Raw genomic sequence first — 23,770 nt, 5'->3', positions numbered from 1 at the left:
CGGAGGCCGGCTCCGCGTACTTCGCGGAGCCGTGCCGGACCGGACGTCAGCCGCGGCGCCCGGGGGCGTGACGGGAGAACCGCCCGCAATGCCCAACAACGAAATCGACACCACCCCCGCCGGTAACGCCGACAACGGCAGCCCCAGCGACAACCTGCCCCCGCGCAGGCGCCGCCGCGCCGCCTCCCGACCCGCCGGCCCGCCCGGCGGCGTCGCCGCCACCGAGGCGGCCCCGGTGGCCGAGGCCGCCCCCGTCGAGGAGGCCGCTCCGAGCGCCGCCCCCGCCCGGCCCCGCCGCCGCGTGACCCGCGCCGTGGCCGCGCCGAAGACCCCGGCCGCCGAGGCCGTCGTCGAGGCTCCGGCCGCCGAGGCTCCGCAGGCCGAGGCCGCTCCGGTCGCCGCCGTGGAGGAGGCTCCGGCCGCTCCGGCTCCTCGTACCCGTCGTCGTGCCACCCGTGCCGCCACCGCGCCCGCTGCCGAGGCCGTCGTCGAGGCCCCGGCCGCTGCTGCCGCGGTGGAGGAGGCTCCGGCCGCCCCGGCTCCGCGTGCCCGCCGTCGCGCCACGCGCGCCGCCACCGCTCCCGCCGCCGAGGCCGTCGTCGAGGCCTCGGCCGCCGAGGCTCCGCAGGCCGAAGCCGCTCCGGTCGCCGCCGTGGAGGAGGCTCCGGCCGCTCCGGCTCCCCGTACCCGTCGTCGTGCCACCCGTGCCGCCACCGCGCCCGCCGCCGAGACCGTCGAGGCCGCCGCCGAGACCCCGGCCGCCGAGCGGGCAGCGCCCGCCGAGCCGGTCGCCGCCGCGGAGGAGGAGGCCCCCAAGGCCAGGGCCGCCCGCGCCGTGACCGTGGCCGACGCCGTGGACGCCCCCAAGCGCGGCCGTCGCCGTGCCACCCGCGCCACCGGCACCGCCGCCGCTGCCCCGCAGGCCGCCGCCGAGCCGGAGGCCGCCGAGGCCCCCGCCGCTCCGGCCCGGGCCCGCCGCGCGGTGCGCCCCACCGTGGCCGTCTTCCAGGCCCCGGTCTTCGCCGAGCCCATGTTCCAGACCCCCGAGACGGCCGCCATGGCCGCCGCCGCGGCCGCGGCCTCCGCCCGCGCCGAGGCCGAGGAGGACGACGAGGACGAGGACGCGATCGCGGCCCCCGTCGAGGCCGCCGCTCCCGCGCAGCCGTCCGGCCGCCGCCGTCGTCGTGGCCGCGGTGCCGCCGAGGCGCCGGCCCCCGAGGCCGAGGTGCCCGCGGAGGAGGAGCCGGAGGCCGAGGCCGCCGAGCCCGAGGAGGACGCCGCCGAGGCCGCCGACTTCGAGGACGGCGACGAGTCGGGCGACCGCCCCTCGCGCCGCCGCCGCCGGGGCGGCCGCCGCCGTCGCCGCGGCGAGTCCGCCGACCTCGACGAGTCCGCCGAGGAAGAGGCCGAGTCCGCCGAGCAGGAGACCGACGAGGACGAGGACGACGAGGCCGAGGAGGCCCTGGGTTCGTCCTCCAGCCGTCGTCGCCGTCGCCGTCGCCGTCGCAGCGGTGACGCCGCCGACTCCGTCGAGACCTCCGACGAGGACGGCGTGCGCACCGTCGTCAAGGTCCGCGAGCCGCGCCCGGCCCGTGAGAAGGCGGAGTCCGGTGCGAGCTCCGACGAGGTCCAGTCCATCAAGGGCTCGACCCGCCTGGAGGCCAAGAAGCAGCGCCGCCGCGAAGGCCGTGAGCAGGGCCGCCGTCGCGTCCCGATCATCACCGAGGCCGAGTTCCTGGCCCGCCGTGAGGCCGTCGAGCGCGTCATGGTCGTCCGCCAGTCCGGCGAGCGCACCCAGATCGGCGTCCTCGAGGACAACGTGCTCGTCGAGCACTACGTCAACAAGGAAGAGGCCACCTCGTACGTCGGCAACGTCTACCTGGGCAAGGTCCAGAACGTGCTGCCGTCGATGGAGGCCGCCTTCATCGACATCGGCAAGGGCCGCAACGCCGTCCTGTACGCCGGTGAGGTCAACTTCGAGGCGCTCGGCATGGCCAACGGGCCGCGCCGCATCGAGTCCGCCCTCAAGTCCGGCCAGTCGGTCCTGGTGCAGGTCACCAAGGACCCGATCGGACACAAGGGCGCCCGCCTGACCTCGCAGGTCTCGCTGCCCGGCCGCTACCTGGTCTACGTGCCCGAGGGCTCGATGACCGGCATCAGCCGCAAGCTGCCCGACACCGAGCGCGCGCGCCTGAAGACCATCCTCAAGAAGATCGTCCCCGAGGACGCGGGCGTCATCGTGCGCACCGCCGCCGAGGGCGCGAGCGAGGACGAGCTGCGCCGCGACGTCGAGCGTCTGCAGGCCCAGTGGGAGGACATCCAGAAGAAGTCGAAGCAGATCACGACCTCTTCGCCGTCCCTCCTGTACGGCGAGCCGGACATGACCGTCCGCGTCGTGCGCGACATCTTCAACGAGGACTTCTCGAAGGTCATCGTCAGCGGTGACGGCGCCTGGGAGACCATCCACGGCTACGTCTCGCACGTGGCCCCGGACCTGGCCGACCGGCTCCAGCGCTGGACCTCCGAGGTCGACGTCTTCGCGACGTACCGGATCGACGAGCAGCTCGCCAAGGCGCTCGACCGCAAGGTGTGGCTGCCCTCGGGCGGTTCCCTCGTGATCGACAAGACCGAGGCGATGATCGTCATCGACGTCAACACCGGCAAGTTCACCGGTCAGGGCGGCAACCTCGAAGAGACCGTCACCCGGAACAACCTGGAGGCGGCCGAGGAGATCGTGCGCCAGCTGCGGCTGCGCGACCTCGGCGGCATCGTCGTCATCGACTTCATCGACATGGTCCTGGAGTCCAACCGCGACCTGGTCCTGCGGCGCATGCTGGAGTGCCTGGGCCGCGACCGTACGAAGCACCAGGTGGCCGAGGTCACCTCGCTGGGCCTGGTCCAGATGACCCGCAAGCGGGTGGGCCAGGGCCTGCTGGAGTCCTTCTCCGAGACCTGCGTCCACTGCAACGGACGCGGTGTCATCGTCCACATGGAGTCCCCGGCCGCGATCGGCGGCGGCGGCAACGGCAAGCGCTCGAAGCGTCGCGGTGGCCGCGGCGAGTTCGACCAGCACGACCACGAGGTCGAGACGGTCGCGACGGCGGAGGCCGAGGTCCCGGAGACCGAGACCGAGGCCGAGGTGGCCGCGGAGGTCGCCGCGCCGAAGGCACTGCCCGAGCCGGAGTTCATCGCGGGCGAGGAGCTGTACGGCTCCCCGGCCGAGGCGGAGGCCGCGGCGGGCCTGAGCGGCCGCCGCAACCGGCGCCGCGCCACGCGCAAGGCGACCGCCCCCGCGGGCGCCCCGCGCGGTCAGGCAGCCGCTCCGGCCGCCGTGGTCGTCGACGAGCCGGTCACCGAGCCGGCCGAGACGGTGCTGGAGCCGGCCCCCGAGGCCGTCGCCCGCGCAGCCGAGGCGGAGGCCGCCGAGACCGTGGAGGCCGCCCCGGCCGCCCCGGTGGAGGAGGCCGCGCCGAAGGGCCGTACCCGTCGCCGGGCGACCCGCAAGGCCACCGCGCCGGAGCCGGTCGCGGCCGAGGAGGCGCCGGCCGAGCCGGTCGTCGTGGTCGAGCCCGTGGCCGCGCCCGAGCCCGTCGTGGAGCCCGAGCCGGTCGCCGTGGCCGAGGAGGCCCCGGTGGCGGACGCCGCTCCGGCCCGTCCGCGCCGCCGTGCCACCCGCAAGGCCACCGCGCCCGCCGGCTCCCCGGCCGGTGCGGCCGAGGCCGCCGTACTGGTCGTCGAGGCCCCGGTGACCGAGCCGGCCGCGGAGCCCGGGCCGGTGGCGGAGGAGGCCCCGGCGGAGGAGCCCGCTCCGGCCAAGAAGGCCGCCCGCAAGGCCCCGGCCAAGAAGGCGACCGCGGCGAAGAAGGCCCCGGCCAAGAAGGCGGCGGCCGCCAAGAAGACCGCGGTCAAGAAGACGGCCACGACCAAGAAGACCGCGACGAAGCGGGCGACGAAGAAGACCGCGGCGGCGGAGCAGCAGGCTGCCCCGTCCGTCTCGGCTCCGACCGAGGCCTGATCCGTCCCGCGACCGTGGGCCCCGCCGACCGGCGGGGCCCACGGTCGTGCGGGGCCCGGTTTGACCCTCCGGAACCGGCCCCGTAACCTAGACCGTCGGCGTGTCCTGTACGAATCCGTGCAGTGCGCGCCGCGCTCCTGAGCACCTTCCTCCCGCTTCCCGCGCGCAAGCGCTGTACGGGAGAGGCCGCTCGTCCAATCCGGATCAGCGTGGGCCCCGGCCCGCCTGAGCGGCTGGCTTCAGGAGCATCCGTCCCGAGTGAGAGAGAGATCCGCGTGTACGCCATCGTGCGCAGCGGTGGTCGCCAGCACAAGGTTGCTGTCGGCGACATCGTTGAGGTTGACAAGATTTCCACTGCCAAGGTTGGCGACACGGTCGAGCTCTCGACCCTGCTCGTTGTCGACGGCGACGCCGTGACCAGCGACCCGTGGGTCCTGGCCGGCATCAAGGTCACGGCCGAGGTCGTGGACCACCACAAGGGCGCCAAGATCGACATCCTGCGCTACAAGAACAAGACCGGCTACCGCCGTCGCCAGGGTCACCGCCAGCAGTACACGGCGATCAAGGTCACCGGTATCCCCGCGGCTGCGAAGTAAGAGGGACTGAGACATGGCACACAAGAAGGGCGCATCGTCCACCCGGAACGGGCGCGACTCCAATGCCCAGCGGCTCGGCGTGAAGCGCTTCGGCGGTCAGGTCGTTTCCGCCGGCGAGATCCTCGTCCGCCAGCGCGGCACCCACTTCCACCCGGGCTCGGGTGTCGGTCGTGGTGGCGACGACACGCTGTTCGCGCTGCAGGCCGGTGCCGTGCAGTTCGGCACGCACCGTGGCCGCAAGGTCGTGAACATCGTTCCGGCCGCCTGATCCGGCTTCTGCTGATCAAGCGTTCGTAACTTCCCGAGGGCGGATCTCAGCTCTTTCCGGCAGGTGCCGGGAAGAGAGGTCCGCCCTCGGCGCGTTGTCACATAGACACGTTTAATGGGCAGCAAGGCCTGCCCGGGACATTCCCGTATGTATCTGGAGGAACAACCATGACCACCTTCGTGGACCGCGTCGAGCTGCACGTCGCCGCGGGTAACGGAGGCCACGGCTGCGCCTCCGTTCACCGGGAGAAGTTCAAGCCGCTCGGCGGCCCCGACGGCGGCAACGGCGGCCGTGGCGGCGACGTCATCCTGGTGGTGGAGCAGGCGATCACCACCCTGCTGGACTACCACCACAGCCCGCACCGCAAGGCCACCAACGGCAAGCCCGGCGAGGGCGGCAACCGCTCCGGCAAGGACGGCCAGGACCTGGTCCTGCCCGTGCCGGACGGCACCGTCGTCCTCGACAAGCAGGGCAACGTCCTCGCCGACCTCGTCGGCCAGGGCACCACCTACGTCGCCGCCCAGGGCGGCCGCGGCGGCCTCGGCAACGCCGCGCTGTCCTCCGCCCGCCGCAAGGCCCCCGGTTTCGCCCTGCTCGGCGTCCCGGGCGACTCCGGCGACATCGTGCTGGAGCTCAAGACCGTCGCCGACGTGGCGCTGGTGGGCTTCCCGAGCGCCGGCAAGTCCTCGCTGATCTCCGTGCTCTCCGCCGCCAAGCCGAAGATCGCCGACTACCCCTTCACCACGCTCGTCCCGAACCTGGGCGTGGTCACCGCCGGCTCGACCGTCTACACGATCGCCGATGTCCCCGGCCTCATCCCGGGCGCCAGCCAGGGCAAGGGCCTGGGCCTGGAGTTCCTGCGGCACGTCGAGCGCTGCTCGGTCCTGGTGCACGTCCTGGACACCGCCACCCTGGAGTCCGACCGCGACCCGGTGGCCGACCTCGACGTCATCGAGGAGGAGCTCAAGATCTACGGCGGCGGTCTGGAGAACCGGCCCCGCCTCGTCGTCCTCAACAAGGTCGACATCCCCGACGGCCAGGATCTCGCCGAGATGGTCCGCCCGGATCTGGAGGCCCGCGGCTACAAGGTCTTCGAGGTCTCCGCCGTCGCCCGCACGGGCCTCAAGGAGCTCTCGTACTTCCTGGCCGAGGTCGTCGCCAAGGCGCGGGCCCGCAAGCCCAAGCAGGAGGCGACCCGCATCGTCATCCGCCCGAAGGCCGTGGACGACGCCGGCTTCACCGTCACCTACGACGAGGCCGAGGACGTGTACGTGGTGCGCGGCGAGAAGCCGGAGCGCTGGGTCCGCCAGACCGACTTCAACAACGACGAGGCCGTCGGTTACCTGGCCGACCGGCTCAACCGCCTCGGTGTCGAGGACGCGCTCAAGAAGGCCGGCGCCCGCGCCGGTGACGGCGTCGCCATCGGCTCCGACGAGAACGCGGTCGTTTTCGACTGGGAGCCGACCATGATGGCCGGTGCCGAGATGCTGGGCCGCCGCGGTGAGGACCACCGCCTGGAGGCCCCGCGCCCCGCCACCCAGCGCCGCAAGGAGAAGGACGCCAAGCGCGGCGACTCGGCGCAGCAGGAGTACGACGAATTCCGGCCGTTCTAGCCCGCAGGCGACGGACTCGCCCCGATCGGGTTTGAAGGCGTCTTTACACGGGTCGCCTAGGATCCTTCGGGTGAACAGCAGCAACCCCCCCACGGTTTCCGTCGTGGTCATCGCGTACAACGATGCCGGGCTCGTGGGCGAGGCCGTCTCCTCGGCCCTCGCCCAGGGCCCGGTCGTCACCGAGGTCATCGCGGTGAACGACGCCTCGTCCGACGGCACCGCGGGGGTGCTGGACGAGCTCGCCGCCGCCCATCCCCGCGTCAAGGTGCTCCACCGGACGGAGAACAGCGGGGGGTGCGGCACCCCCCGCAACGACGGCATCGCCGCCGCCTCCGGCCGCTACGTGCTCTTCCTCGACAGCGACGACGTTTTGCCGCCGGGCGCGGCCGACGCGCTCGTCCGCACGGCCGAGCGGCACCGGGCGCCGGTGACCGTCGGCGCCGCCGTGCGCCGCGAGCTGCCGCAGCACCACGACGTGCCGTGGATGCCGGGCCTCTACACGCCCGGCGACGTGATCGAGCGGCCGGCCGACCGGCCCGAGCTCGTCCGCGACACCCTGTGCGTGAACAAGCTCTACGAGCGGGCCTTCCTGGAGGAGCACGGCCTGCGCTTCCCCGACGGCCGGTTCGTCTACGAGGACTTCGCCTTCACCGCCCGCGTGCTGGCCGCGGCCCCGCGCATCGCGGTGACCGGCGACCTCGTCTACGTCTGGCACGTCCGCCGCAGCGCCGCCCAGGTGTCGATCTCCCTGGACCGCAAGGACGTCGGGAACTGGCGCGCGCGCGTCGAGGCCCACCGGACCGCGGCGCGCACCCTCGCCGCCGCCTCCCCGGTGCTCGGCAGCGCCTGCCACGTGAAGTTCCTGGAGTACGACCTGCGGATGTACCTGCGCGAGCTGGGCAAGGACCCCGGCTACCGGGCCGCCTGGTGGACCCTGACCCGGGACTACGTCGCGACGTTCGCCGAGGCCGACGTCGAGGCCGCGGCCGCCCACGCCCGCTGGATCGTCCGGCTGCTGCGCGCCACCCCCACTCCGCCCGCGGACGTCGAGCGGCTCACCCGGCTGGCCGCCGAGCCGCCGCGGCTGCTGCCCCCGTACGCGGCCGGCCCCGCCGGGGAACCGGTGTGGAGCGAGGAACTGCCGGTGGAGCTGGACGGCCTCGCCGGGCTGCCCGTCGCCGAGCTGCCCGTCACCGTGGACGCGGAGCCGGCGGGACGCGGCGCCGTGCGGATCCGGGTGCACGACCTCTACGGCCGGCTCGCCGGGGCGGGCCCGCTCACCGCGGCGCTCAGCTTCCTGCCCCGCGCGGGCGGCGAGGCGATCCTCGCCCGGCCCGTCGACCTGACGGCCGAGCCCGGCGGCGGCTGGAGCGCCGTCCTGCCGTTCCGGCTCGCCGACCTGGCGGTCACGGGCCGCCGCCAGGGCCTGCGCAGGATGCAGGCCTGGAACATCGGTGTGGGCGTGCAGTGTGCCGACGGGAGCTCGCTGTTCACCTCCTTGCGCCCCCGGGGCCGTCTGCTCCGCCGCCGGGCGCTGCCCAGCAGCCGGTACGGTGTGCTGCTGGCGCAGCCGTACCGGACGGGGGCCGGGGCCCTCGCGCTGCGCCTCGCGCCGGGTGCCGAGGGGGCCCTCTACCTCGTGCGCAACCGCCTCCACCGGGCCAGGGCGGCCCGGGCGGCGGACTGACGGCCGTACCCACGCCGCGCCCACACCCCGAAGTCGGACAGGACCAAGGAGATACACATGACGTTTCTGATCACCGGTGGCGCCGGATACATCGGCGCGCACGTCGTCCGCGCGATGCTGCTCGCGGGGGAGAAGGTCGTCGTCCTCGACGACCTGTCCACGGGCAAGGAGGACCGCGTCCCGGAGGGCGTCCCGCTGGTGGTCGGGTCGGTGCTGGACCGGCTGATCCTGGAGAAGACCTTCCGCGAGCACAAGATCACCGGCGTGGTGCACCTCGCGGGCAAGAAGCAGGTCGGCGAGTCGGTCGAGAAGCCGCTGTACTACTACCACGAGAACGTGCAGGGGCTGACGGTCCTGCTGCAGGCCGTGGCCGACGCGGGCATCCGCAACGTGCTCTTCTCGTCCTCCGCCTCCGTCTACGGCATGCCCGACGTGGACCTCGTCACCGAGGACACCCCGTGCGCGCCGCTGAGCCCCTACGGCGAGACCAAGCTCGCGGGCGAGTGGCTGATCCGGGCCGCCGGCAAGGCGCACGGCATCGCCACCGCCTGTCTGCGCTACTTCAACGTGGCGGGCGCGGCGACCCCGGAGCTCGCCGACACCGGGGTCTTCAACCTGGTCCCGATGGTCTTCGAGCGGTACGACGCCGGCCAGGGCGCCAAGATCTTCGGCGACGACTACCCGACCCCGGACGGCACCTGCATCCGCGACTACATCCACGTCGAGGACCTGGCCGAGGCCCACGTGGCCGCCGCCCGCAAGCTGGCCGAGTGGGCCGCCGCCGGCGAGTACAAGGACCTGACCGTCAACATCGGCCGCGGCGAGGGCGTTTCGGTCGCCGAGATGGTCGCCCTGCTGAACGAGGGCACCGGGCACGACCACGCCCCGGTGATCAGCCCGCGCCGCCCCGGCGACCCGGCCAAGGTCGTGGCCTCCGCCGACCGGATCACCAGCGAGCTCGGCTGGAAGGCCCGCCACGACGTGCGGGAGATGGTCACCTCCGCCTGGGCGGGCTGGGAGGCCAACAAGGCCGCCCGCAAGACCGCGCACCAGGACGTCCACAAGGCCTGACGCGCCGGACCGCGCCCCCTGCGCCACGCAGCGGCCCCGCCCCCGGACCGGGGGCGGGGCCGCTGCGTGACGTGGTGCGGGTGGTGTCAGCGCTCCAGGAAGGAGAACAGCTCCTCCCACCGGTCGGTGATCTCCGCGCCGGAGTAGCGGCGCACCGAACGGAAGGCGTTGTCCCCGAGCCGGTCGCGCAGTTCCCGGTCCGACATCAGGGCGTGCAGGTGGCCGGCCAGTTCCATGGTGTTGCCCAGCCGGGCCAGCAGTCCGTCCTCACCGTGCTCGACGATCTCCCGGACGCCCGGGGCGCAGTCGAAGGCGGCCACGGGCAGGCCCGCGGCCATCGCCTCCAGGAGGGTGATGGGGAAGCCTTCGGCGCGCGAGGCCTGGGCGAAGACCGACGCCGAGGTCAGGGCCCCCAGGACGTCGTCGGTGCTGCCCATCCACCGGACCGAGTCCTCCAGGCCGAGCGAGGCGCTGTGGGCCCGCAGCACGGGCTCCTCCACGCCGGCGCCGTAGACCTTCAGGACCCAGTCGGGGTGGAGCGGCGCCGCGTCGGCCCAGGCGTCGAGCAGCAGGTCGACGCCCTTCTCGAAGGCGAGGCGGCCGACGCACACCACGGCCTTCTCGGTGCGCGGGGCGGGCGCCGCGGGCATGAACGGCAGCGGGTTCGGCATGCTGCCGACGTTCTCCATGCCCGCGCGGATCCACAGGTCCGCGTCCTCCGGGGTCAGCACCAGCAGCCGGTCGACCTCCGCGTAGTGGCGGCGGACCCGCTCGCCGCGGCTGGACTTCTGGCTGGCCTCGAAGGACTCGTGGCTCATCCCGATGACGGTGAGGCCCTTGGTGTCGGCGAGTGCCACCCACTCCATCGCCCAGACCTGGGTGACGATGACCACCGCGCCGGGGCGGGCCGCGCGCAGCAGCTCGCTCAGCCGCTCCGCCTTGGCCCGCATCTGCGCCCGCCGGGCCGCCTGGCGGCGCCGCTCGGGCGCGTTCAGCCGGCCCTTGATGCCGCGCAGCCGGCGCGCCGACGGCGGGTGGGCGTCGTACAGGGTGGTCGTCTCGTACGGCAGGTCGTCGGGGAACCTCTGCCGGATCTCCTCGGCGACGGGGGCGATGCCGACGATGTGGACCCGGTGGCCGCGGTCGGTGAACTGCCGGGCCATCTGGTGGGACCAGGTGGTCACACCGCCGAGCTCGTCGACGCTGTTGGAGACGATGAAGATGTCCCGGCTCACTTGCCGCTCCCGGTGAAGAACTTCTCGACGATCCGGCGGGCCGCGTCGCCCCGGTCGTACTCGCCGAACTCGGTCAGGAATCGCTGCCTGGCCTCCGCGTACTTGGCGTCGGCCTCCTCGAAGGCGGCCAGGGCCTGGAGGAGTTCGTCCGCGGTGGCCACGACGGGACCCGGGGCCTTCTCCTTCAGGTCGAAGTACGTGCCGCGGATGTCGGTGGCGTACTTCTCGTAGTCGTACGCGAAGAACACCATCGGCCGGTCCAGGACGGCGTAGTCGAACATCACCGACGAGTAGTCCGTGATCAGGCCGTCGGCGAGGGCCAGCAGCGGGGTGATGTCGTGGTGCCGGGAGACGTCGACGACCCGGCCGGCCACCGACGGCGGCAGCGAGACGCTGTTGAGGTAGTGGGTGCGCACCAGCAGGGTGAAGCGGTCGCCGAGCCGGTCCGCGAACTCCTCCACGTCGAAGGGGAAGGTGAAGCCCTCCACCGCGCCGTCCGCACCGGCCCGGAAGGTCGGTGCGTACAGCAGCACCTTCTTGTCGGGGTCGATGCCGAGCTCCGCGGCGAGCGGCCCGCGCACACGCTCGCCGCTGTCGGCCTCCTCGCGGTGGGCCGCCACGAGGGCGTCGTTGCGCGGGTAGCCGGTGCGCAGCAGCACCTCGTCGCGGAGCCGGAAGCCCTTGGCGAGGGTGCGGGCGTCGTGCTCGGAGCGGATCAGGAAGTGGTCGAAGCGGTCGACCGCGGCCTGGAAGCGGGCCTGGCCCGGGCGCCCCTGGGCCTTGGTGCGGGGCTCGTGGAAGCCCATCCGCTTGAGGGCCGAGCCGTGCCAGGTCTGGATGTACGTCGTGCCCGGACGCTTGGCCAGCGCCAGCGGGAAGCCCTGGTTGTCGACCCAGAACTCGGCCTGGGCGAGGGCGCGCAGGTACTGCCAGCTCCAGCGCCTGACCAGGGTGGCCTCCTTCGGGAAGCCGGTGGGGCGGGATCCGGCGTAGGACCACACCGCCTCGAAGGGCACGCCCTGGCGCACCATCTCCTCGTAGATCGCCTTGGGGCTGTCGCTGTACTGCTTGCCCATGTGGCTCTCGAAGACGACCGTGCCCTTCTTGACCGGCAGCTTCGAGAACACCTCGTGGTAGATCCTGACCTTCTGCTCGCCGGAGCCGATGTTCCTCCGGGCCCGCAGGGCCTTGCGCAGGCCGCGCTTGACCACGTTCGCCGTCTTGCCCTGTATGGCGTTGTTGATCAGGGACTGGGTGCGGACGGCGGCGGCGCCCTCCGCGGCCAGGACGTAGGAGAGGTTGCCCTTCTTGGTCATCTGGGCCGCGAAGCGGTCGGAGACCAGCCGGGTCAGCCGCGGTCGTACGCGCAGCCGGGCCGCCGAGTCCAGGTCGAGGCCGCCGAGCGAGACGCGGGTGGTGATCCGCTCGCCCCCGGCGGTGAGCCTCAGGCGGACGTCCCAGACGGCGTCGATGATGCCGAGGGGGCGCACGGTGCCGCCGATGTCGGCGGTGGTCCGCCACTCGATCGTGTCACCCGCGTGGCGCACGGTCGCCACCGGGAAGCTGAAGGAGCGCACGCCGATCTGGCGGCGGGCCCGCAGCTCGAGCGTGGCGCCCAGCTCCGCGTCGGCGGGGATCCGCCCGAGCGGGTTGACGACCGTGCCGGCCAGGGTGACCGTGCCGCGCCCGTCGTCCTCGTACGAGGTGAGCCGGTTGCCGAGGGTGAGCGACGGCAGCGGGGTGGTGTGGAAGCCCTGGTCGGTGACGTCCAGTATCCGGCGGGCCTCGTCGGCGTCGGGGCCGTCGATGTGCTCCCCGCACCAGTAGACGCGCCCGTCGCGCTCGGCGAGCGGGGAGGTCAGCCGGCCCTTGTTGGTCATGGCGTCGGCGGCCGGGAGCAGGTTGTCCCAGTCCTCCTTGCCGAGCAGGTACGCGCAGATCGCCTGGAGGTGTGTGACGTGCTCGTACGCCTCCGGGTCGATGCCGGCGAGGTAGCCGTTGGCGAGGCGGGCGAACTCCTGGCGGTACTCGTCGCTCAGCAGCGGCAGGTCGCGCAGGTGCAGCACCAGGTCGTGCTTGAGGAACTTGGCGTCCTTGGCGGACTTGATGTCCGTGTGGCCCTCGGCCGCCAGCAGCTCGTCGACGCGGCGGTGGATCTCCATCCGGTGGACGAAGTTCGCGATCTCGTGGCGCCGGTTGCTGATCGACTTGGCGGTGGCCTTCTCGACCACGTTCCAGAAGTAGACGTGGTTGGGGATCAGGGTGATCCGGCGGGCCGCCACGTACGCCTGGGCGGAGAACAGCAGGTCCTCGTAGTGGATGCCGACCGGGAACTCCAGGCCCTGTTCGAGCAGGAAATCGCGGCGGTAGCACTTGTTCGTGGAGAGCGTGTCGTAGACCAGCAGGTCCGGGAACTCGGTGATCGACTCCAGCGTGCGGGTGCGGGCGTAGATCCAGGGGTACCACTCGGTGGTCTTGCCCCACCGGTTGTCGAGGTGCACGCGGACGCACATGCCCGAGACCAGGTCGGATCCGGTCCGCTCGGCCGCTTCCAGCATGTTGCGGCAGGCGTTGCGCTCCAGGACGTCGTCGCTGTCGAGGAACATCACGTAGGTGCCGGTGGCCTGCCGGATGCCGTGATTGCGCGGGGCACCGCAGCCACCGCTGTTCTCGGGCAGCTGGAAGGCGCGCACCCGTCCCGGGTTCGCTGCTTCCAGTTCCTGGGCGACCGCGTAGGAACGGTCCTTGCTGCAGTCGTCGACGATCACGACCTCGACACCCTGGAGGGTCTGGTCGAGAACCGACTGGACTGCTGTCGACAGACGCTCTGCGTCGTTGTAGACGATGACGACCACGGAGACGTCGGGCACGTGCACCTCGATCCCTTCGATTCGTTTCGTTCCGCTCATTCCGCTTATCCAGTCAAAGCTACCGTGTGTCGCCGCCGCCTCAGGCAGGACGACTCCCGGCCGCGCCTCCCCGTGCATACTTCTAAGGAAGAGGTGAGGGGCGGTCCGGTCTCCGACAATCACCCGTTCGGATCCCGCAGGAAGTGTTCATGACCAAGCTGTCCGTAGTTGTCCCCTGCTACAACGAAGAAGCCGTCATCGACAGCTTCGACGTCGAGATCCGCAGGGTCCTGGACTCCCTGCCCGTGGAGTACGAGGTCTGCTACGTCGACGACGGCAGCCGCGACGGCACCCTCGGCAAGCTCCGCAGGATCGCCGCCGAACACGGTGAACGGACCCGCTACGTCTCCTTCAGCCGCAACTTCGGCAAGGAGGCCGGCATGCTCGCCGGCCTGGGCGAGGCCACCGGGGACGCCGTCGTGATCATGGACGCCGACCTCCAGCACCCGCCCGAGCTGATCGCGACCATGCTGGAGCACTACCGGCAGGGCCACGACCAGATCATCGCCCGCCGGACCCGCGAGGGTGACAAAAAACTCCGTTCCGCCCTCAGCCGCCTCTACTACCGCGGCGTGAACCGCTGGGTCGACGTGGAGCTCACCGACGGCGTCGGGGACTTCCGCATGCTGTCCCGCCCGGCCGTCGACGCACTGCTCGCCCTGCCGGAGTACAACCGCTTCTCCAAGGGCCTGTTCTCCTGGATCGGCTTCGACACCGTCCACTTCGACTACCGCAACGCCCAGCGCGAGGCGGGGGAGACCAAGTGGAAGTTCGGCTCCCTGCTGAACTACGGCATGGACGGGCTGATCTCCTTCAACAACCGGCCGCTGCGCATCGGGATCTGGTTCGGCGTGTCCCTGGTGGCCCTGACCGGCCTCTACGCGCTGTGGATCACGGTCATGGCGATCACCAACGGCGTCGACTCCCCGGGCTACGTCACCCTCGTGGCCATCATCACAGGACTCGGCGGGGTCCAGCTGATCATGCTGGGCCTCATCGGCGAGTACATCGGACGCATCTACTACGAGACCAAGCGGCGGCCGCACTTCCTGGTGAAGGAGGCGCACGGCTCCGAGCCGCTCGCCCGCACCGGCCCCACCACCCCGGCCGCACAGCCGGAGATCGCGGAGCGCAGCGCCCGATGAGCCGCAAGGACCAGCTCGGCCAGGTCTTCCGCTTCGCCCTCGTGGGCGGAGTCAACACCGCCACCTTCTTCGGCCTCTACCTGCTGCTGCACCCGTGGATGCCGTACTTCGCCGCGTACTCCCTCGCCTTCGTGCTGGCGATGGTCGGCTCCTTCTTCATGAACACCTACTTCACCTACCGCACCCGGCCGACCTGGAAGAAGTTCCTGCTCTTCCCGCTGACGAACATCACGAACTACGTGATCCAGTCGGCCGGCCTGTACGCCCTGGTGGCCTGGGCCGGGATGGACACCCGGATCGCGCCGCTGGTCGCGGCGGTCGTGGCCATCCCGTTCACCTTCCTGCTCTCCCGCAGGATCCTCGTCCCCGGAACCGGCCGCCCGGCCGAGCCGGAACGGCCCCAGGGGCAGGCCAGGACCTCGTCCACGGTCTGAAACCCCCGAGCGACCCCGTCGGGCCACCCCTTAGATTGAGGTGGCAGGCATTTCGGCAAGGGGCAAGGGGAAAGACGTGTCAGCGGCTAGGCAAGGTGTCGTGGACGCCCGCAGGATCGTGGTCAAGGTCGGCTCCTCCTCCCTGACCACCGCGGCCGGCGGACTCGACGCCGACCGGGTGGACGCACTGGTCGACGTCCTGGCCAAGGCCCGCAGCGGCGGGGAGAAGGAGATCGTCCTCGTCTCCAGCGGAGCCATCGCCGCCGGCCTCTCCCCGCTGGGCCTGCGCCGCCGCCCCAAGGACCTGGCCCGCCAGCAGGCCGCCGCGAGCGTGGGCCAGGGCCTCCTCGTCGCCCGCTACACCGCCTCCTTCGCGCGCTACGGCGTACGCGTCGGCCAGGTCCTGCTCACCACCGACGACACCAGCCGCCGGGCCCACTACCGCAACGCCTACCGCACCCTCGACCAGCTGCTCGCCATGGGCGCCCTGCCGGTCGTCAACGAGAACGACACCGTCGCCACGGACGAGATCCGCTTCGGCGACAACGACCGCCTCGCCGCCCTCGTCGCCCACCTGGTCCGGGCGGACCTCCTCGTCCTCCTCTCCGACGTGGACGGCCTCTACGACGGCGACCCCTCCCAGCCGGGCACCACCCGCATCGACGAGGTCCACGGACCGCAGGACATCGCGCACGTCTCCATCGGCAGCGCCGGCAAGGCGGGCGTGGGCACCGGGGGCATGGTCACCAAGGTCGAGGCGGCCCGCATCGCGGCCGCCGCCGGCATCCCGGTGGTCCTCACCTCCGCGAGCCAGGCCGCGGACGCCCTCGCGGGCCGCGGCACGGGCACCCTCTTCCACGCCACCGGACGCCGCTCCGCCGACCGGCTGCTCTGGCTCCAGCACGCCTCCACCCCGCAGGGCCACCTGGTCCTGGACGACGGGGCGGTCCGCGCGGTCACCGAGCGCGGCAGCTCGCTGCTGCCCGCGGGCATCGCGGCGGTCGGCGGCGACTTCGTCGCCGGGGACCCGGTGGAGCTGCGCGCCGCCGACGGCCGCGCGGTCGCGCGGGGCCTCGTCAACTTCGACGCCAAGGAGCTTCCGCAGCTCCTCGGACGCTCCACTCGCGAGCTCGCACGGGAACTCGGACCCGCGTACGAACGGGAGGTCGTCCACCGTGACGATCTGGTCCTGCTGCAGGGCTGAGGTTCTGCAAAACCGCAGCGCGGCCGCCCGGGGACTGGTCAACTGTGAAGGGCCGAGCGGGCGACGAGACGTACCGAGGACGGGAGACGGCTGGTGAGACGAGCGCTGACCAGCGTCGGCACGGGGGACGGTGACGGCGGCGGCCACGAGCAGGACGACAGCTCCCGCCTGTGGCACGTGACCCTCAGCGTCTCCGGCAAGCCGGCCCCGCTGTCCGAGGTCCGGCGCGGGCTGGAACAGCTCGCCCACGACCACCCCTTCCTGCTGACGAGCCGGTACGCCGACGACCACGCGGAGATCCGCTACTGGGAGGAGGCCCGGGACCTGCACGACGCGGCCGCCGTGGCGCTGCGCCTGTGGGGCGAGCACCGGTCCTCGGCGCAGCTGCCGCCCTGGGAGATCGTCGGCCTGGAGGTCATCGACCGGGCCACCTACCACCTGCGCGTGGCGGAGGGCTACGGCCCACCCCCGGCCCACCCGGTCGGCGTCCACCCGTACTGACGCCCACCGGCGATCGGGCGGGGGTGCGGGGCGGAGCCCCGGGAAACGGCGAAAGGGCGGGGCGGGGAGCGGCTCCGCGCAGCGGCACCCCGCCCGGCCCCGTCTCGCGGGCCGGAATCCCGTCGGCGAGGTTCCGGCATGGCCTTACCCTGGCCGCATGACCTCGCTCGACGACGCCACCGTCACCTCGCCCGTCCTCGCCACCGCGCACCGCGCCCGGACCGCCGCCGCGGCCATCGCCCCACTCCCGCGGTCCGCCAAGGACACGGCCCTGCTGGCGATCGCGGACGCGCTGGAGGCCCGTACCGCCGAGATCATCGCAGCCAACGCCGTGGACACCGACAAGGCCCGCGCCGCCGGCACCAGCGAGACCGTCATCGACCGCCTCACCCTGACGCCCGAGCGGATCGCCGCCATCGCCTCCGACGTGCGCGACGTCGCCGCCCTCCCCGACCCCGTCGGCGAGGTCGTCCGGGGCAGCACCCTGCCCAACGGCATCGACCTGCGGCAGGTCCGCGTCCCCCTCGGCGTCGTCGGCATCATCTACGAGGCCCGCCCCAACGTCACCGTGGACGCCGCCGCCCTCTGCCTGAAGTCCGGCAACGCGGTCCTGCTGCGCGGCAGCTCCTCCGCCTACTCCTCCAACACCGCGCTCGTCGCCATCCTCCGGGACGCCGTCGAGAGCACGGGCCTGCCCGCCGACTCGGTCCAGCTCGTCCCCGGCGAGTCCCGCGACTCCGTCCGCGAGCTGATGCGGGCCCGCGGCCTCGTCGACGTGCTCATCCCGCGGGGCGGCGCCTCCCTCATCAAGACGGTGGTGGAGGAGTCCACCGTCCCGGTCATCGAGACCGGTACCGGCAACTGCCACGTCTACGTCGACGCCCAGGCGGACCTCGACACGGCCGTGGACATCCTCATCAACTCGAAGGCCCAGCGGCCCTCCGTCTGCAACGCGGCCGAGACCCTCCTCGTCCACCGGGACATCGCCCCGGCCTTCCTCCCGCGCGCCCTCGACGCGCTCGCCGACGCCGGGGTCACCGTCCACGGCGACGCGGCCGTGCTCGCCGCCGCCGAGGGCACCAAGGCCACCGCCCTGCCCGCCACCGACGAGGACTGGGCCGCGGAGTACCTCTCGTACGACATCGCCGCCGGAGTCGTGGACTCCCTCGACGACGCCGTCGCCCACATCCGCCGCTGGACCTCCGGCCACACCGAGGCGATCGTCACCACCTCGCAGGCCGCGGCCCGCCGTTTCACCCAGCTGGTCGACTCGACCACGGTGGCCGTGAATGCGTCCACCCGGTTCACCGACGGTGGCCAGTTCGGCTTCGGCGCCGAGATCGGGATCTCCACGCAGAAGCTGCACGCCAGGGGCCCGATGGGCCTCCCGGAGCTCACCTCCACCAAGTACATCGTCACCGGCGACGGTCACATCCGGTAACCGACCGACGAACACGGTGTGGCCGGAATCGGCGTACACCCTGCCCAAAGACGCCCCCCAGGTCTACGCTGGTCCCGTGCCGGACGACGTGGGGGGCAAGCCGTTCCCGGACGGCGGAGAGCCCGACGACGACCGCGGAGGCGCGGACAAGGACTTCGCCTCCGTGGTGTTCGACGAGGCCTTCGTCCGGAACGCTGAGATCCATGAACCGAGTGCCGCCGAGCGCCAGCGGGCGGCCGACCGGGCGCACGCCGAGGCGGAAGCAGCCCGTGCCGTCCCCGGCGGCTGGACCGGCGACGACGACTACGACGCCTACGGCTACGGCCATCCCGACGGGTACGACGCCGACGAGCACGGCTGGGACCACGGCTGGGACCACGACCGCGGCGGCCACCACCCCTACGGCCCCTACGGCGGCAGCCTGCGCCCGTACCGGGGCCGCTCGCCCTGGCTGCGCCCGGTCGCCTGGGTCCTCGCCTTCGTGATGGGCCTCGGCATGGTGGCGCTCGCCTTCAGCGCCGTCTACCGCAGCGCCGCGGGCGACTCCGACCCCGCACCGGCGCCCGCCAGTACACCCGGACGGGAAGTCACCGGCGTCGGTGCGTTTACCTACCCCTCAGTCCGCCAACCCTGAAAGTACGACCCCACGCGCGTTCGCATCAGCCGGGGGCTTCTCTGAAGCGGGGACAGCGGGGAGAAGCGATGGCCGTACCAGGAGATCCACCCGACGGAACCCCCGACGGCGACGACGACTACCGCTCGGTGGTGTTCGACGAGGACTTCGTCCGGGCCGCCCGGCTCCAGGAGTACTCCGCCCAGGAACGCATGGGCGAGCACGCCCGGGCCGTCCGCAGCCGGTCCCTCTGGTCCGGCGGCAGCGCACCCCGGACCAGCACCCCCGGCCGGGGCGCCCGGCAGGGCATGCTGCTCGTGCTGCTCATCGCCACGGCCTTCGCCTTCGCCGTCTACATGGGGCTGCGCAGCCCCTACCTGCCCCCGCCCGGGGGACCCGCCCAGGCGCTCACCAGCACCGTGGTGCCGCTCGCCCCGACGACCGCCGTGCCCGGCGGGCTCCCGCCCGAGCTGTACGCGAAGAGCCCCGCGGCCGACTACCGGGTCGGGGCGGCCGGGATCACCCTGCCCGCCGTGCGGCGCACGCACCATTTCACCGACGTGCAGATCGTCACCGCGCTGTCCATCGCCAAGGACTACCTGGTGCAGTCCTCCCTGGACCCCGACGTGCTGGCCGGGACGGCGGTCCGCCCGGTGCGCGTCCTGCTCGACCCGGACCAGACGGAGCAGTTCGACCGCAGCATGACCTCGCCGTCCGGGGACGGCCGGCACGCGGCCACCGGCTGGCTGGTCCGCTTCGACGCGGGCACCGCCGTGATGGCCGACCCCCGGGTCCGGGTGAGCGGAACCCTCTCCTTCGAGGAGGTGACCTCGGACGTCCTGGAGGTCACCACCGACCACACCTTCGTGTACGCCGTGCGGCCGGCCACCGGCGTCCCGGCCGCGGCGGACGGGGCCTCGCTGTTCACCGTGCGGCGCGAGCTGCGGCTGCGGTTCGACCGGGAGGACCTGGCCGCCCGCAGGCTGGAACTGGCCTCGGCCTACGTCATGGCCGGACCGCAGGACTGCTCGGCCGACCCCGCCGCGGGATTCCGCCCGCTCCTGGCCGGCGCGGCCCCCACCACCGTGGGCCCGGCCGCGAGCGATCCGTACGCCGACGGCCGGCCGCGGCGCGCGGCAGGGCTGTGCGGCGTCCTCGCGACACCGTCCGCGCCGGCCGTGCCGCAGCCGCCCGCTGTGGTCAGCCCCGCCCGGTAGCCCCGTCGGCCGTGCCCTCGGAGCCGCCGGAGTCGGCGCTCCTGTCCTTCCCGGGCGCGGCCGCGCCGCCCGCCGCCGCCGTGAACTTGTCGCGCAGCCTGCCGCCCATGTCGGCCGCGCCGCCCGCGATGTCGCCGACCAGCTTGAACAGCGGGTCCTTGCTGGTGCGCACCGAGTCGGCGTAGTGGGCGGCCGACTCCCGGAAGGAGTCCGTGACCGAGGTGTCCTTGTCCTCGTCGCGGCGCGGGTAGTGGCCGTCCATGATCCGCTGGTAGTCCCGGCTCTCCGACCACTTCTTCAGCTCGGCCGCCCGGACCGTGGTGAAGGGGTGCGTACGGGGCAGCATGTTGAGGATCTTCAGCACGGAATCCCGCAGGTCGCCGCCCTTCTCGTACTCGTCGGCCTGCTCCAGGAAGGCGTCCACGTTCATCTCGTGGAGGTGGTTGCCGCCCGCCAGCTTCATCAGCCCGCGCATCGAGGCCGTCACGTCCTGGCCCACCAGCAGCCCGGCCCGGTCGGCCGACAGCTCCGACTTGCGGAACCACTCCCGCAGCGCGGTCACGATCGTCATGATCGCCACGTTGCCCAGCGGGATCCACGCCACCTTCAGCGCCAGGTTGGTCAGGAACAGCAGGATCGTGCGGTACACCGAGTGCCCCGACAGCGCGTGGCCCACCTCGTGGCCGACGACCGCCCGCATCTCCTCCTCGTCGAGCAGCTCGACGAGGCTCGTGGTCACCACGATGATCGGCTCGTCCAGCCCGATGCACATCGCGTTGGGCCGCGGGTCCTGCTGCACGTACATCTGCGGGACCTTCTCCAGGTCCAGGATGTAACAGGCGTCCCGGAGCATCGCGTACAGGTGCGGGAACTGCGTCTCGCCCACCCGCACCGAGTCCGACAGGAACAGCAGCCGCAGGCTCCGCTCCGGGAGCAGCCCGCTCAGGGCCTTGAACACCGTGTCGAAACCGCTCAGCCTGCGCAGCGCCACCAGGGCGGAGCGGTCCGCCGGGTGTTCGTACGCCCGTGAGGAGATACCGGGGAACCTCCTGCGGTCCCGTGTCGGTGCCTTCTCGAATCCCGTCTCCGTCATAGCGCCCTCCCCTTGTCGACCTTCCCGACCCTGCGTCTATCCTCTCCAACGCCTGAGTCGGCGCGAGCGTGCCCCGGGCACCCGCATACGATGTGAGCGAAGTCTCCGCCCGCTCCCCGACTCGATAGGTACCTGCCTGATGAGCCTGTCCTCCACCGCCCACAACCTGGTCGTCCTCGCCTCGGAGGGGGCCGAGCAGCACGGCGGCAACCACGAAAGCCTCAACCCCTACCTGACCGGCGGCGCCGCGTTCGTCATCCTGATGCTGATGCTCTGGATCACCACGCGCCTGAACCGCGACCGCTAGTCGGACCGGTCCGCCGGGCCAGTAGGCTCTGCGCTCATGGGAGAGCAGGAAATGCCTACCGGTCCGGTCAAGCGCCGGCTCGGAGTGATGGGCGGGACATTCGACCCGATCCACCACGGACACCTGGTGGCCGCCAGCGAGGTGGCCGCCCTTTTCCACCTCGACGAGGTGGTGTTCGTGCCGACGGGTCAGCCGTGGCAGAAGTCCCAGCGTGCGGTCTCGCCCGCCGAGGACCGCTACCTGATGACGGTCATCGCCACGGCGTCGAACCCCCAGTTCTCGGTCAGCCGCATCGACATCGACCGCGGCGGGCCGACGTACACGATCGACACGCTGCGGGACCTCAAGGCGCTGAACGACGACGCCGACCTGTTCTTCATCACGGGTGCCGACGCCCTCGCACAGATCCTGACTTGGCGGAACGCCGACGAGCTCTTCTCGCTCTCCCACTTCATCGGCGTCACCCGGCCGGGCCACGTGCTCACCGACGACGGGCTGCCCGAGGGCGGCGTCTCCCTCGTCGAGGTGCCCGCGCTGGCGATCTCGTCCACGGACTGCCGTGCGCGGGTCGCGAAGGGGGATCCCGTCTGGTACCTGGTGCCGGACGGCGTGGTGCGCTACATCGACAAGCGTGAGCTGTACCGGGGAGCCTGAGCTTCCGGAGAGAGGGGCCCCGCGGTGAACGACCGACAGGATCCGTACGACCCGTATGCCGCGCACGAGCAGCAGCAGCTCATCGGCTACGACGCGTACGGCCGGCCCGTGTACGGCCAGGCGCCCGCCGGGCCGGCCTCCGCGTACGAGCAGCAGTACGGCTACGACCACCAGGGGTACGCGCAGCCGCAGCAGGAGTACTACCCGCAGCAGCCCCAGGACTACGGCCGGCAGGAGTACCCGCAGCAGCCCTCCTACGGGTACGAGCCGCAGCAGGTCCAGCAGCAGACGCAGCAGTGGATCCCGCAGCAGACGGCCCCCGAGCAGGCGGTTCCCGAGCAGCAGGCGCCCCACCCCCAGGCGCCCCACTCGCAGGCCCCCGGTCCCCAGGCCCCCGGGGAGCGGCCCGCCGGACAGGTCCCCGAGCCGCGCCGGCCGGAGGCCGGGGCGGACGACCGTGACTACCGCACGGAGATGTTCGCCTTCATCGACCAGCCGGACGAGGACTCCGAGGACGTCATCGACTGGCTGAAGTTCACCGAGAGCCGTACCGAGCGCCGCGAGGAGGCCCGCCGCCGCGGCCGCAACCGCGTGGTCGCGCTGATCGTCGTCCTCGCCCTGTTCGTCGTCGGCGGACTCGGCTACCTCTGGTACGCGGGCAAGCTGCCCTTCCTCGACGGCCCCGGCTCCACGAAGCCCGCGCAGGCCGCCGACGCGGGCGCGCAGAAGCGCGACATGATCGTCGTGCACGTGCACAACACCAAGAAGGGCGGCACCTCCTCCGCGCTGCTCGTCGACAACGTCACCACCAAGCGGGGCGCCACCGTCCTCCTGCCGAACAACCTCTCCGTCAGCAGCCAGGACGGGACCGCCGTCCCGCTCGGCAAGGCGGTCGAGGAGGGCGGCCTCGGCACCCGTGAGGCCCTGGACGCCGTACTGGGCACCGGCATCGGCGGCACCTGGCGCCTGGACACCCCCTTCCTGGAGAACCTGGTCGAGCTGGTCGGCGGCATCGAGGTCGACACCGACACCGCCGTCCCGGCCGACGACGCGGCCAAGGCGCCCGCCGTGGGCCAGGGCCAGAAGCAGAGCCTGAGCGGCCCGATGGCGGTGGCCTACGCCACGTACCGCGGCCAGGGCGAGCCGGAGGCCAAGCAGCTGGAGCGGCTGGGGAAGGTGCTCCTCGCGGTCCTGCGCAAGGTGCCCAGCGACCCCAAGGCCGCCGCGGTGACGGTCGAGAGCATCGGGCAGATCCTCGACCCGGCCCTGAACGCGCAGACCCTCGGCGCGCTGCTGGCCCGGCTGGCCGAGCACGCCAAGGTGGGCGACCACCGCACCGACCTCCTCACGGTGAAGGCGGACGGCAGGCTCACGGACGAGGCCAACACGAAGGTCGTCAAGGAGGTCCTGGGCGGATCCGCGGCCGCGTCGCAGCCCGGCGCCTCCCCGCGCGTCGGCCTCAAGGACGCCACCGGCGACGAGAAGACGCAGGTCGCGGCCATGGCGGCGCTGAAGAACGGCGGCTACACCTTCGTCGACGGAGGCAAGGCCGACAAGACGGCCGGCACCACGCAGATCACCTACCAGGACGACGCGCAGCGCGAGCGGGCGATCGACGTCGCCAAGACGCTGGGGCTTCCCGAGACGGTCGTGAAGAAGGCGGACGGCGTCGTGAACGCCGAGGTCGTGGTGATCCTGGGCAAGGACTACAAGCCGTCCTGACCGGGGCTCGGGCCCGTCCCGGGGCGGGCCCGAGCCCGTGCGGAA

19 protein-coding genes are annotated in these 23,770 nt (G+C 72.5%); 16 read left to right on the top strand and 3 right to left on the bottom strand.

Annotation, left to right across the window (positions count from 1 at the left end; all coding sequences use genetic code 11):
- Positions 1-88 precede the first annotated feature (88 nt).
- From ACPU2J_RS11725 to galE, 6 genes are all read left to right on the top strand, one after another.
- Positions 89-4,015 carry an Rne/Rng family ribonuclease gene (locus ACPU2J_RS11725; RefSeq protein WP_423833207.1) on the top strand — a complete coding sequence of 1,309 codons (3,927 nt, stop codon included), beginning with the start codon at positions 89-91 and terminating at the stop codon, positions 4,013-4,015.
- A 275-nt stretch (positions 4,016-4,290) separates the two neighbouring features.
- Positions 4,291-4,611 carry a 50S ribosomal protein L21 gene (gene rplU, locus ACPU2J_RS11720; protein ID WP_015033583.1) on the top strand — a complete coding sequence of 107 codons (321 nt, stop codon included), beginning with the start codon at positions 4,291-4,293 and terminating at the stop codon, positions 4,609-4,611.
- Positions 4,612-4,624: 13 nt separating this feature from the next.
- Positions 4,625-4,879: a 50S ribosomal protein L27 gene (gene rpmA / locus ACPU2J_RS11715; protein WP_030027134.1), complete on the top strand. Its 255-nt coding sequence runs from the start codon at positions 4,625-4,627 to the stop codon at positions 4,877-4,879.
- Between the two features lie 167 nt (positions 4,880-5,046).
- The gene (gene obgE / locus ACPU2J_RS11710; protein WP_423833206.1) at positions 5,047-6,492 is read left to right on the top strand and encodes a GTPase ObgE; all 1,446 of its coding nucleotides are present in this window, start codon (positions 5,047-5,049) and stop codon (positions 6,490-6,492) included.
- 70 nt (positions 6,493-6,562) lie between these two features.
- Positions 6,563-8,179: a glycosyltransferase family 2 protein gene (locus tag ACPU2J_RS11705; RefSeq protein ID WP_420080809.1), complete on the top strand. Its 1,617-nt coding sequence runs from the start codon at positions 6,563-6,565 to the stop codon at positions 8,177-8,179.
- Between the two features lie 57 nt (positions 8,180-8,236).
- The gene (galE, locus tag ACPU2J_RS11700; protein WP_420080810.1) at positions 8,237-9,250 is read left to right on the top strand and encodes a UDP-glucose 4-epimerase GalE; all 1,014 of its coding nucleotides are present in this window, start codon (positions 8,237-8,239) and stop codon (positions 9,248-9,250) included.
- 86 nt (positions 9,251-9,336) lie between these two features.
- Here the strand turns inward: galE and ACPU2J_RS11695 are convergent, their stop codons facing one another.
- Complete coding sequence (locus ACPU2J_RS11695; protein ID WP_420080811.1) at positions 9,337-10,485, bottom strand: glycosyltransferase; 1,149 nt, start codon at positions 10,483-10,485, stop codon at positions 9,337-9,339.
- On the bottom strand, positions 10,482-13,394 hold the full coding sequence (locus tag ACPU2J_RS11690; RefSeq protein WP_423833205.1) for a bifunctional glycosyltransferase/CDP-glycerol:glycerophosphate glycerophosphotransferase: 2,913 nt from the start codon (positions 13,392-13,394) through the stop codon (positions 10,482-10,484). The genes ACPU2J_RS11695 and ACPU2J_RS11690 overlap by 4 nt, the downstream gene beginning before the upstream one ends.
- A gap of 149 nt (positions 13,395-13,543) precedes the next feature.
- On the opposite strand from ACPU2J_RS11690, the gene ACPU2J_RS11685 reads away from it, so the two are divergent.
- The 7 genes from ACPU2J_RS11685 to ACPU2J_RS11655 all read left to right on the top strand — a co-directional run bounded on the left by ACPU2J_RS11685 (position 13,544) and on the right by ACPU2J_RS11655 (position 19,949).
- The gene (locus ACPU2J_RS11685) at positions 13,544-14,539 is read left to right on the top strand and encodes a glycosyltransferase family 2 protein (RefSeq protein WP_420080813.1); all 996 of its coding nucleotides are present in this window, start codon (positions 13,544-13,546) and stop codon (positions 14,537-14,539) included.
- Positions 14,536-14,973, top strand: coding sequence for a GtrA family protein (locus tag ACPU2J_RS11680; RefSeq protein ID WP_361596797.1), 438 nt, complete (start codon positions 14,536-14,538; stop codon positions 14,971-14,973). The genes ACPU2J_RS11685 and ACPU2J_RS11680 overlap by 4 nt, the downstream gene beginning before the upstream one ends.
- A 76-nt stretch (positions 14,974-15,049) precedes the next feature.
- Complete coding sequence (gene proB / locus ACPU2J_RS11675) at positions 15,050-16,177, top strand: glutamate 5-kinase (RefSeq protein ID WP_365492837.1); 1,128 nt, start codon at positions 15,050-15,052, stop codon at positions 16,175-16,177.
- Between the two features lie 105 nt (positions 16,178-16,282).
- Positions 16,283-16,678, top strand: coding sequence for a hypothetical protein (locus ACPU2J_RS11670; RefSeq protein ID WP_361596855.1), 396 nt, complete (start codon positions 16,283-16,285; stop codon positions 16,676-16,678).
- Positions 16,679-16,835: 157 nt separating this feature from the next.
- Positions 16,836-18,119 (top strand): glutamate-5-semialdehyde dehydrogenase, encoded by a 1,284-nt coding sequence (locus tag ACPU2J_RS11665; protein ID WP_361596791.1) that lies wholly within the window; start codon positions 16,836-16,838, stop codon positions 18,117-18,119.
- 76 nt (positions 18,120-18,195) lie between these two features.
- On the top strand, positions 18,196-18,753 hold the full coding sequence (locus ACPU2J_RS11660; RefSeq protein WP_361596788.1) for a hypothetical protein: 558 nt from the start codon (positions 18,196-18,198) through the stop codon (positions 18,751-18,753).
- 68 nt (positions 18,754-18,821) lie between these two features.
- Positions 18,822-19,949: a hypothetical protein gene (locus ACPU2J_RS11655; protein ID WP_420080814.1), complete on the top strand. Its 1,128-nt coding sequence runs from the start codon at positions 18,822-18,824 to the stop codon at positions 19,947-19,949.
- Here ACPU2J_RS11655 and ACPU2J_RS11650 read toward each other — a convergent pair.
- Positions 19,933-21,042, bottom strand: a complete 1,110-nt coding sequence (locus ACPU2J_RS11650; RefSeq protein WP_423833204.1) for a M48 family metallopeptidase — start codon at positions 21,040-21,042, stop codon at positions 19,933-19,935. The genes ACPU2J_RS11655 and ACPU2J_RS11650 overlap by 17 nt on opposite strands.
- Positions 21,043-21,181: 139 nt before the next feature.
- Between ACPU2J_RS11650 and ACPU2J_RS11645 the strand changes: the two genes are divergently transcribed.
- The 3 genes from ACPU2J_RS11645 to ACPU2J_RS11635 are packed head-to-tail and all read left to right on the top strand — an operon-like array spanning position 21,182 to position 23,725.
- Complete coding sequence (locus ACPU2J_RS11645; RefSeq protein WP_361596779.1) at positions 21,182-21,349, top strand: hypothetical protein; 168 nt, start codon at positions 21,182-21,184, stop codon at positions 21,347-21,349.
- A 36-nt stretch (positions 21,350-21,385) separates the two neighbouring features.
- On the top strand, positions 21,386-22,003 hold the full coding sequence (nadD, locus tag ACPU2J_RS11640) for a nicotinate-nucleotide adenylyltransferase (protein ID WP_361596776.1): 618 nt from the start codon (positions 21,386-21,388) through the stop codon (positions 22,001-22,003).
- Between the two features lie 24 nt (positions 22,004-22,027).
- The gene (locus tag ACPU2J_RS11635) at positions 22,028-23,725 is read left to right on the top strand and encodes an LCP family protein (RefSeq protein ID WP_420080816.1); all 1,698 of its coding nucleotides are present in this window, start codon (positions 22,028-22,030) and stop codon (positions 23,723-23,725) included.
- The last annotated feature ends 45 nt before the right edge of the window (positions 23,726-23,770 follow it).

Origin of the sequence: Streptomyces manipurensis (genome assembly GCF_049570255.1) — a bacterium.
In the GTDB taxonomy this organism is placed as follows: domain Bacteria; phylum Actinomycetota; class Actinomycetes; order Streptomycetales; family Streptomycetaceae; genus Streptomyces; species Streptomyces manipurensis.
The sequence above is the reverse complement of the archived record's forward strand: the minus strand, read 5'-3'. Positions and strand labels throughout refer to the sequence as shown.

Bases quoted from the DNA above. Each gene is read 5' to 3' on its own strand.
- ACPU2J_RS11725 (WP_423833207.1), top strand. From the start codon at position 89: ATGCCCAACAACGAAATCGACACCACCCCCGCCGGTAACGCCGACAAC.
- rpmA (WP_030027134.1), top strand. From the start codon at position 4,625: ATGGCACACAAGAAGGGCGCATCGTCCACCCGGAACGGGCGCGACTCC.
- obgE (WP_423833206.1), top strand. From the start codon at position 5,047: ATGACCACCTTCGTGGACCGCGTCGAGCTGCACGTCGCCGCGGGTAAC.
- galE (WP_420080810.1), top strand. From the start codon at position 8,237: ATGACGTTTCTGATCACCGGTGGCGCCGGATACATCGGCGCGCACGTC.
- ACPU2J_RS11690 (WP_423833205.1), bottom strand. From the start codon at position 13,394: ATGAGCGGAACGAAACGAATCGAAGGGATCGAGGTGCACGTGCCCGAC.
- ACPU2J_RS11685 (WP_420080813.1), top strand. From the start codon at position 13,544: ATGACCAAGCTGTCCGTAGTTGTCCCCTGCTACAACGAAGAAGCCGTC.
- ACPU2J_RS11680 (WP_361596797.1), top strand. From the start codon at position 14,536: ATGAGCCGCAAGGACCAGCTCGGCCAGGTCTTCCGCTTCGCCCTCGTG.
- ACPU2J_RS11665 (WP_361596791.1), top strand. From the start codon at position 16,836: ATGACCTCGCTCGACGACGCCACCGTCACCTCGCCCGTCCTCGCCACC.
- ACPU2J_RS11655 (WP_420080814.1), top strand. From the start codon at position 18,822: ATGGCCGTACCAGGAGATCCACCCGACGGAACCCCCGACGGCGACGAC.
- ACPU2J_RS11650 (WP_423833204.1), bottom strand. From the start codon at position 21,042: ATGACGGAGACGGGATTCGAGAAGGCACCGACACGGGACCGCAGGAGG.
- ACPU2J_RS11645 (WP_361596779.1), top strand. From the start codon at position 21,182: ATGAGCCTGTCCTCCACCGCCCACAACCTGGTCGTCCTCGCCTCGGAG.
- nadD (WP_361596776.1), top strand. From the start codon at position 21,386: ATGGGAGAGCAGGAAATGCCTACCGGTCCGGTCAAGCGCCGGCTCGGA.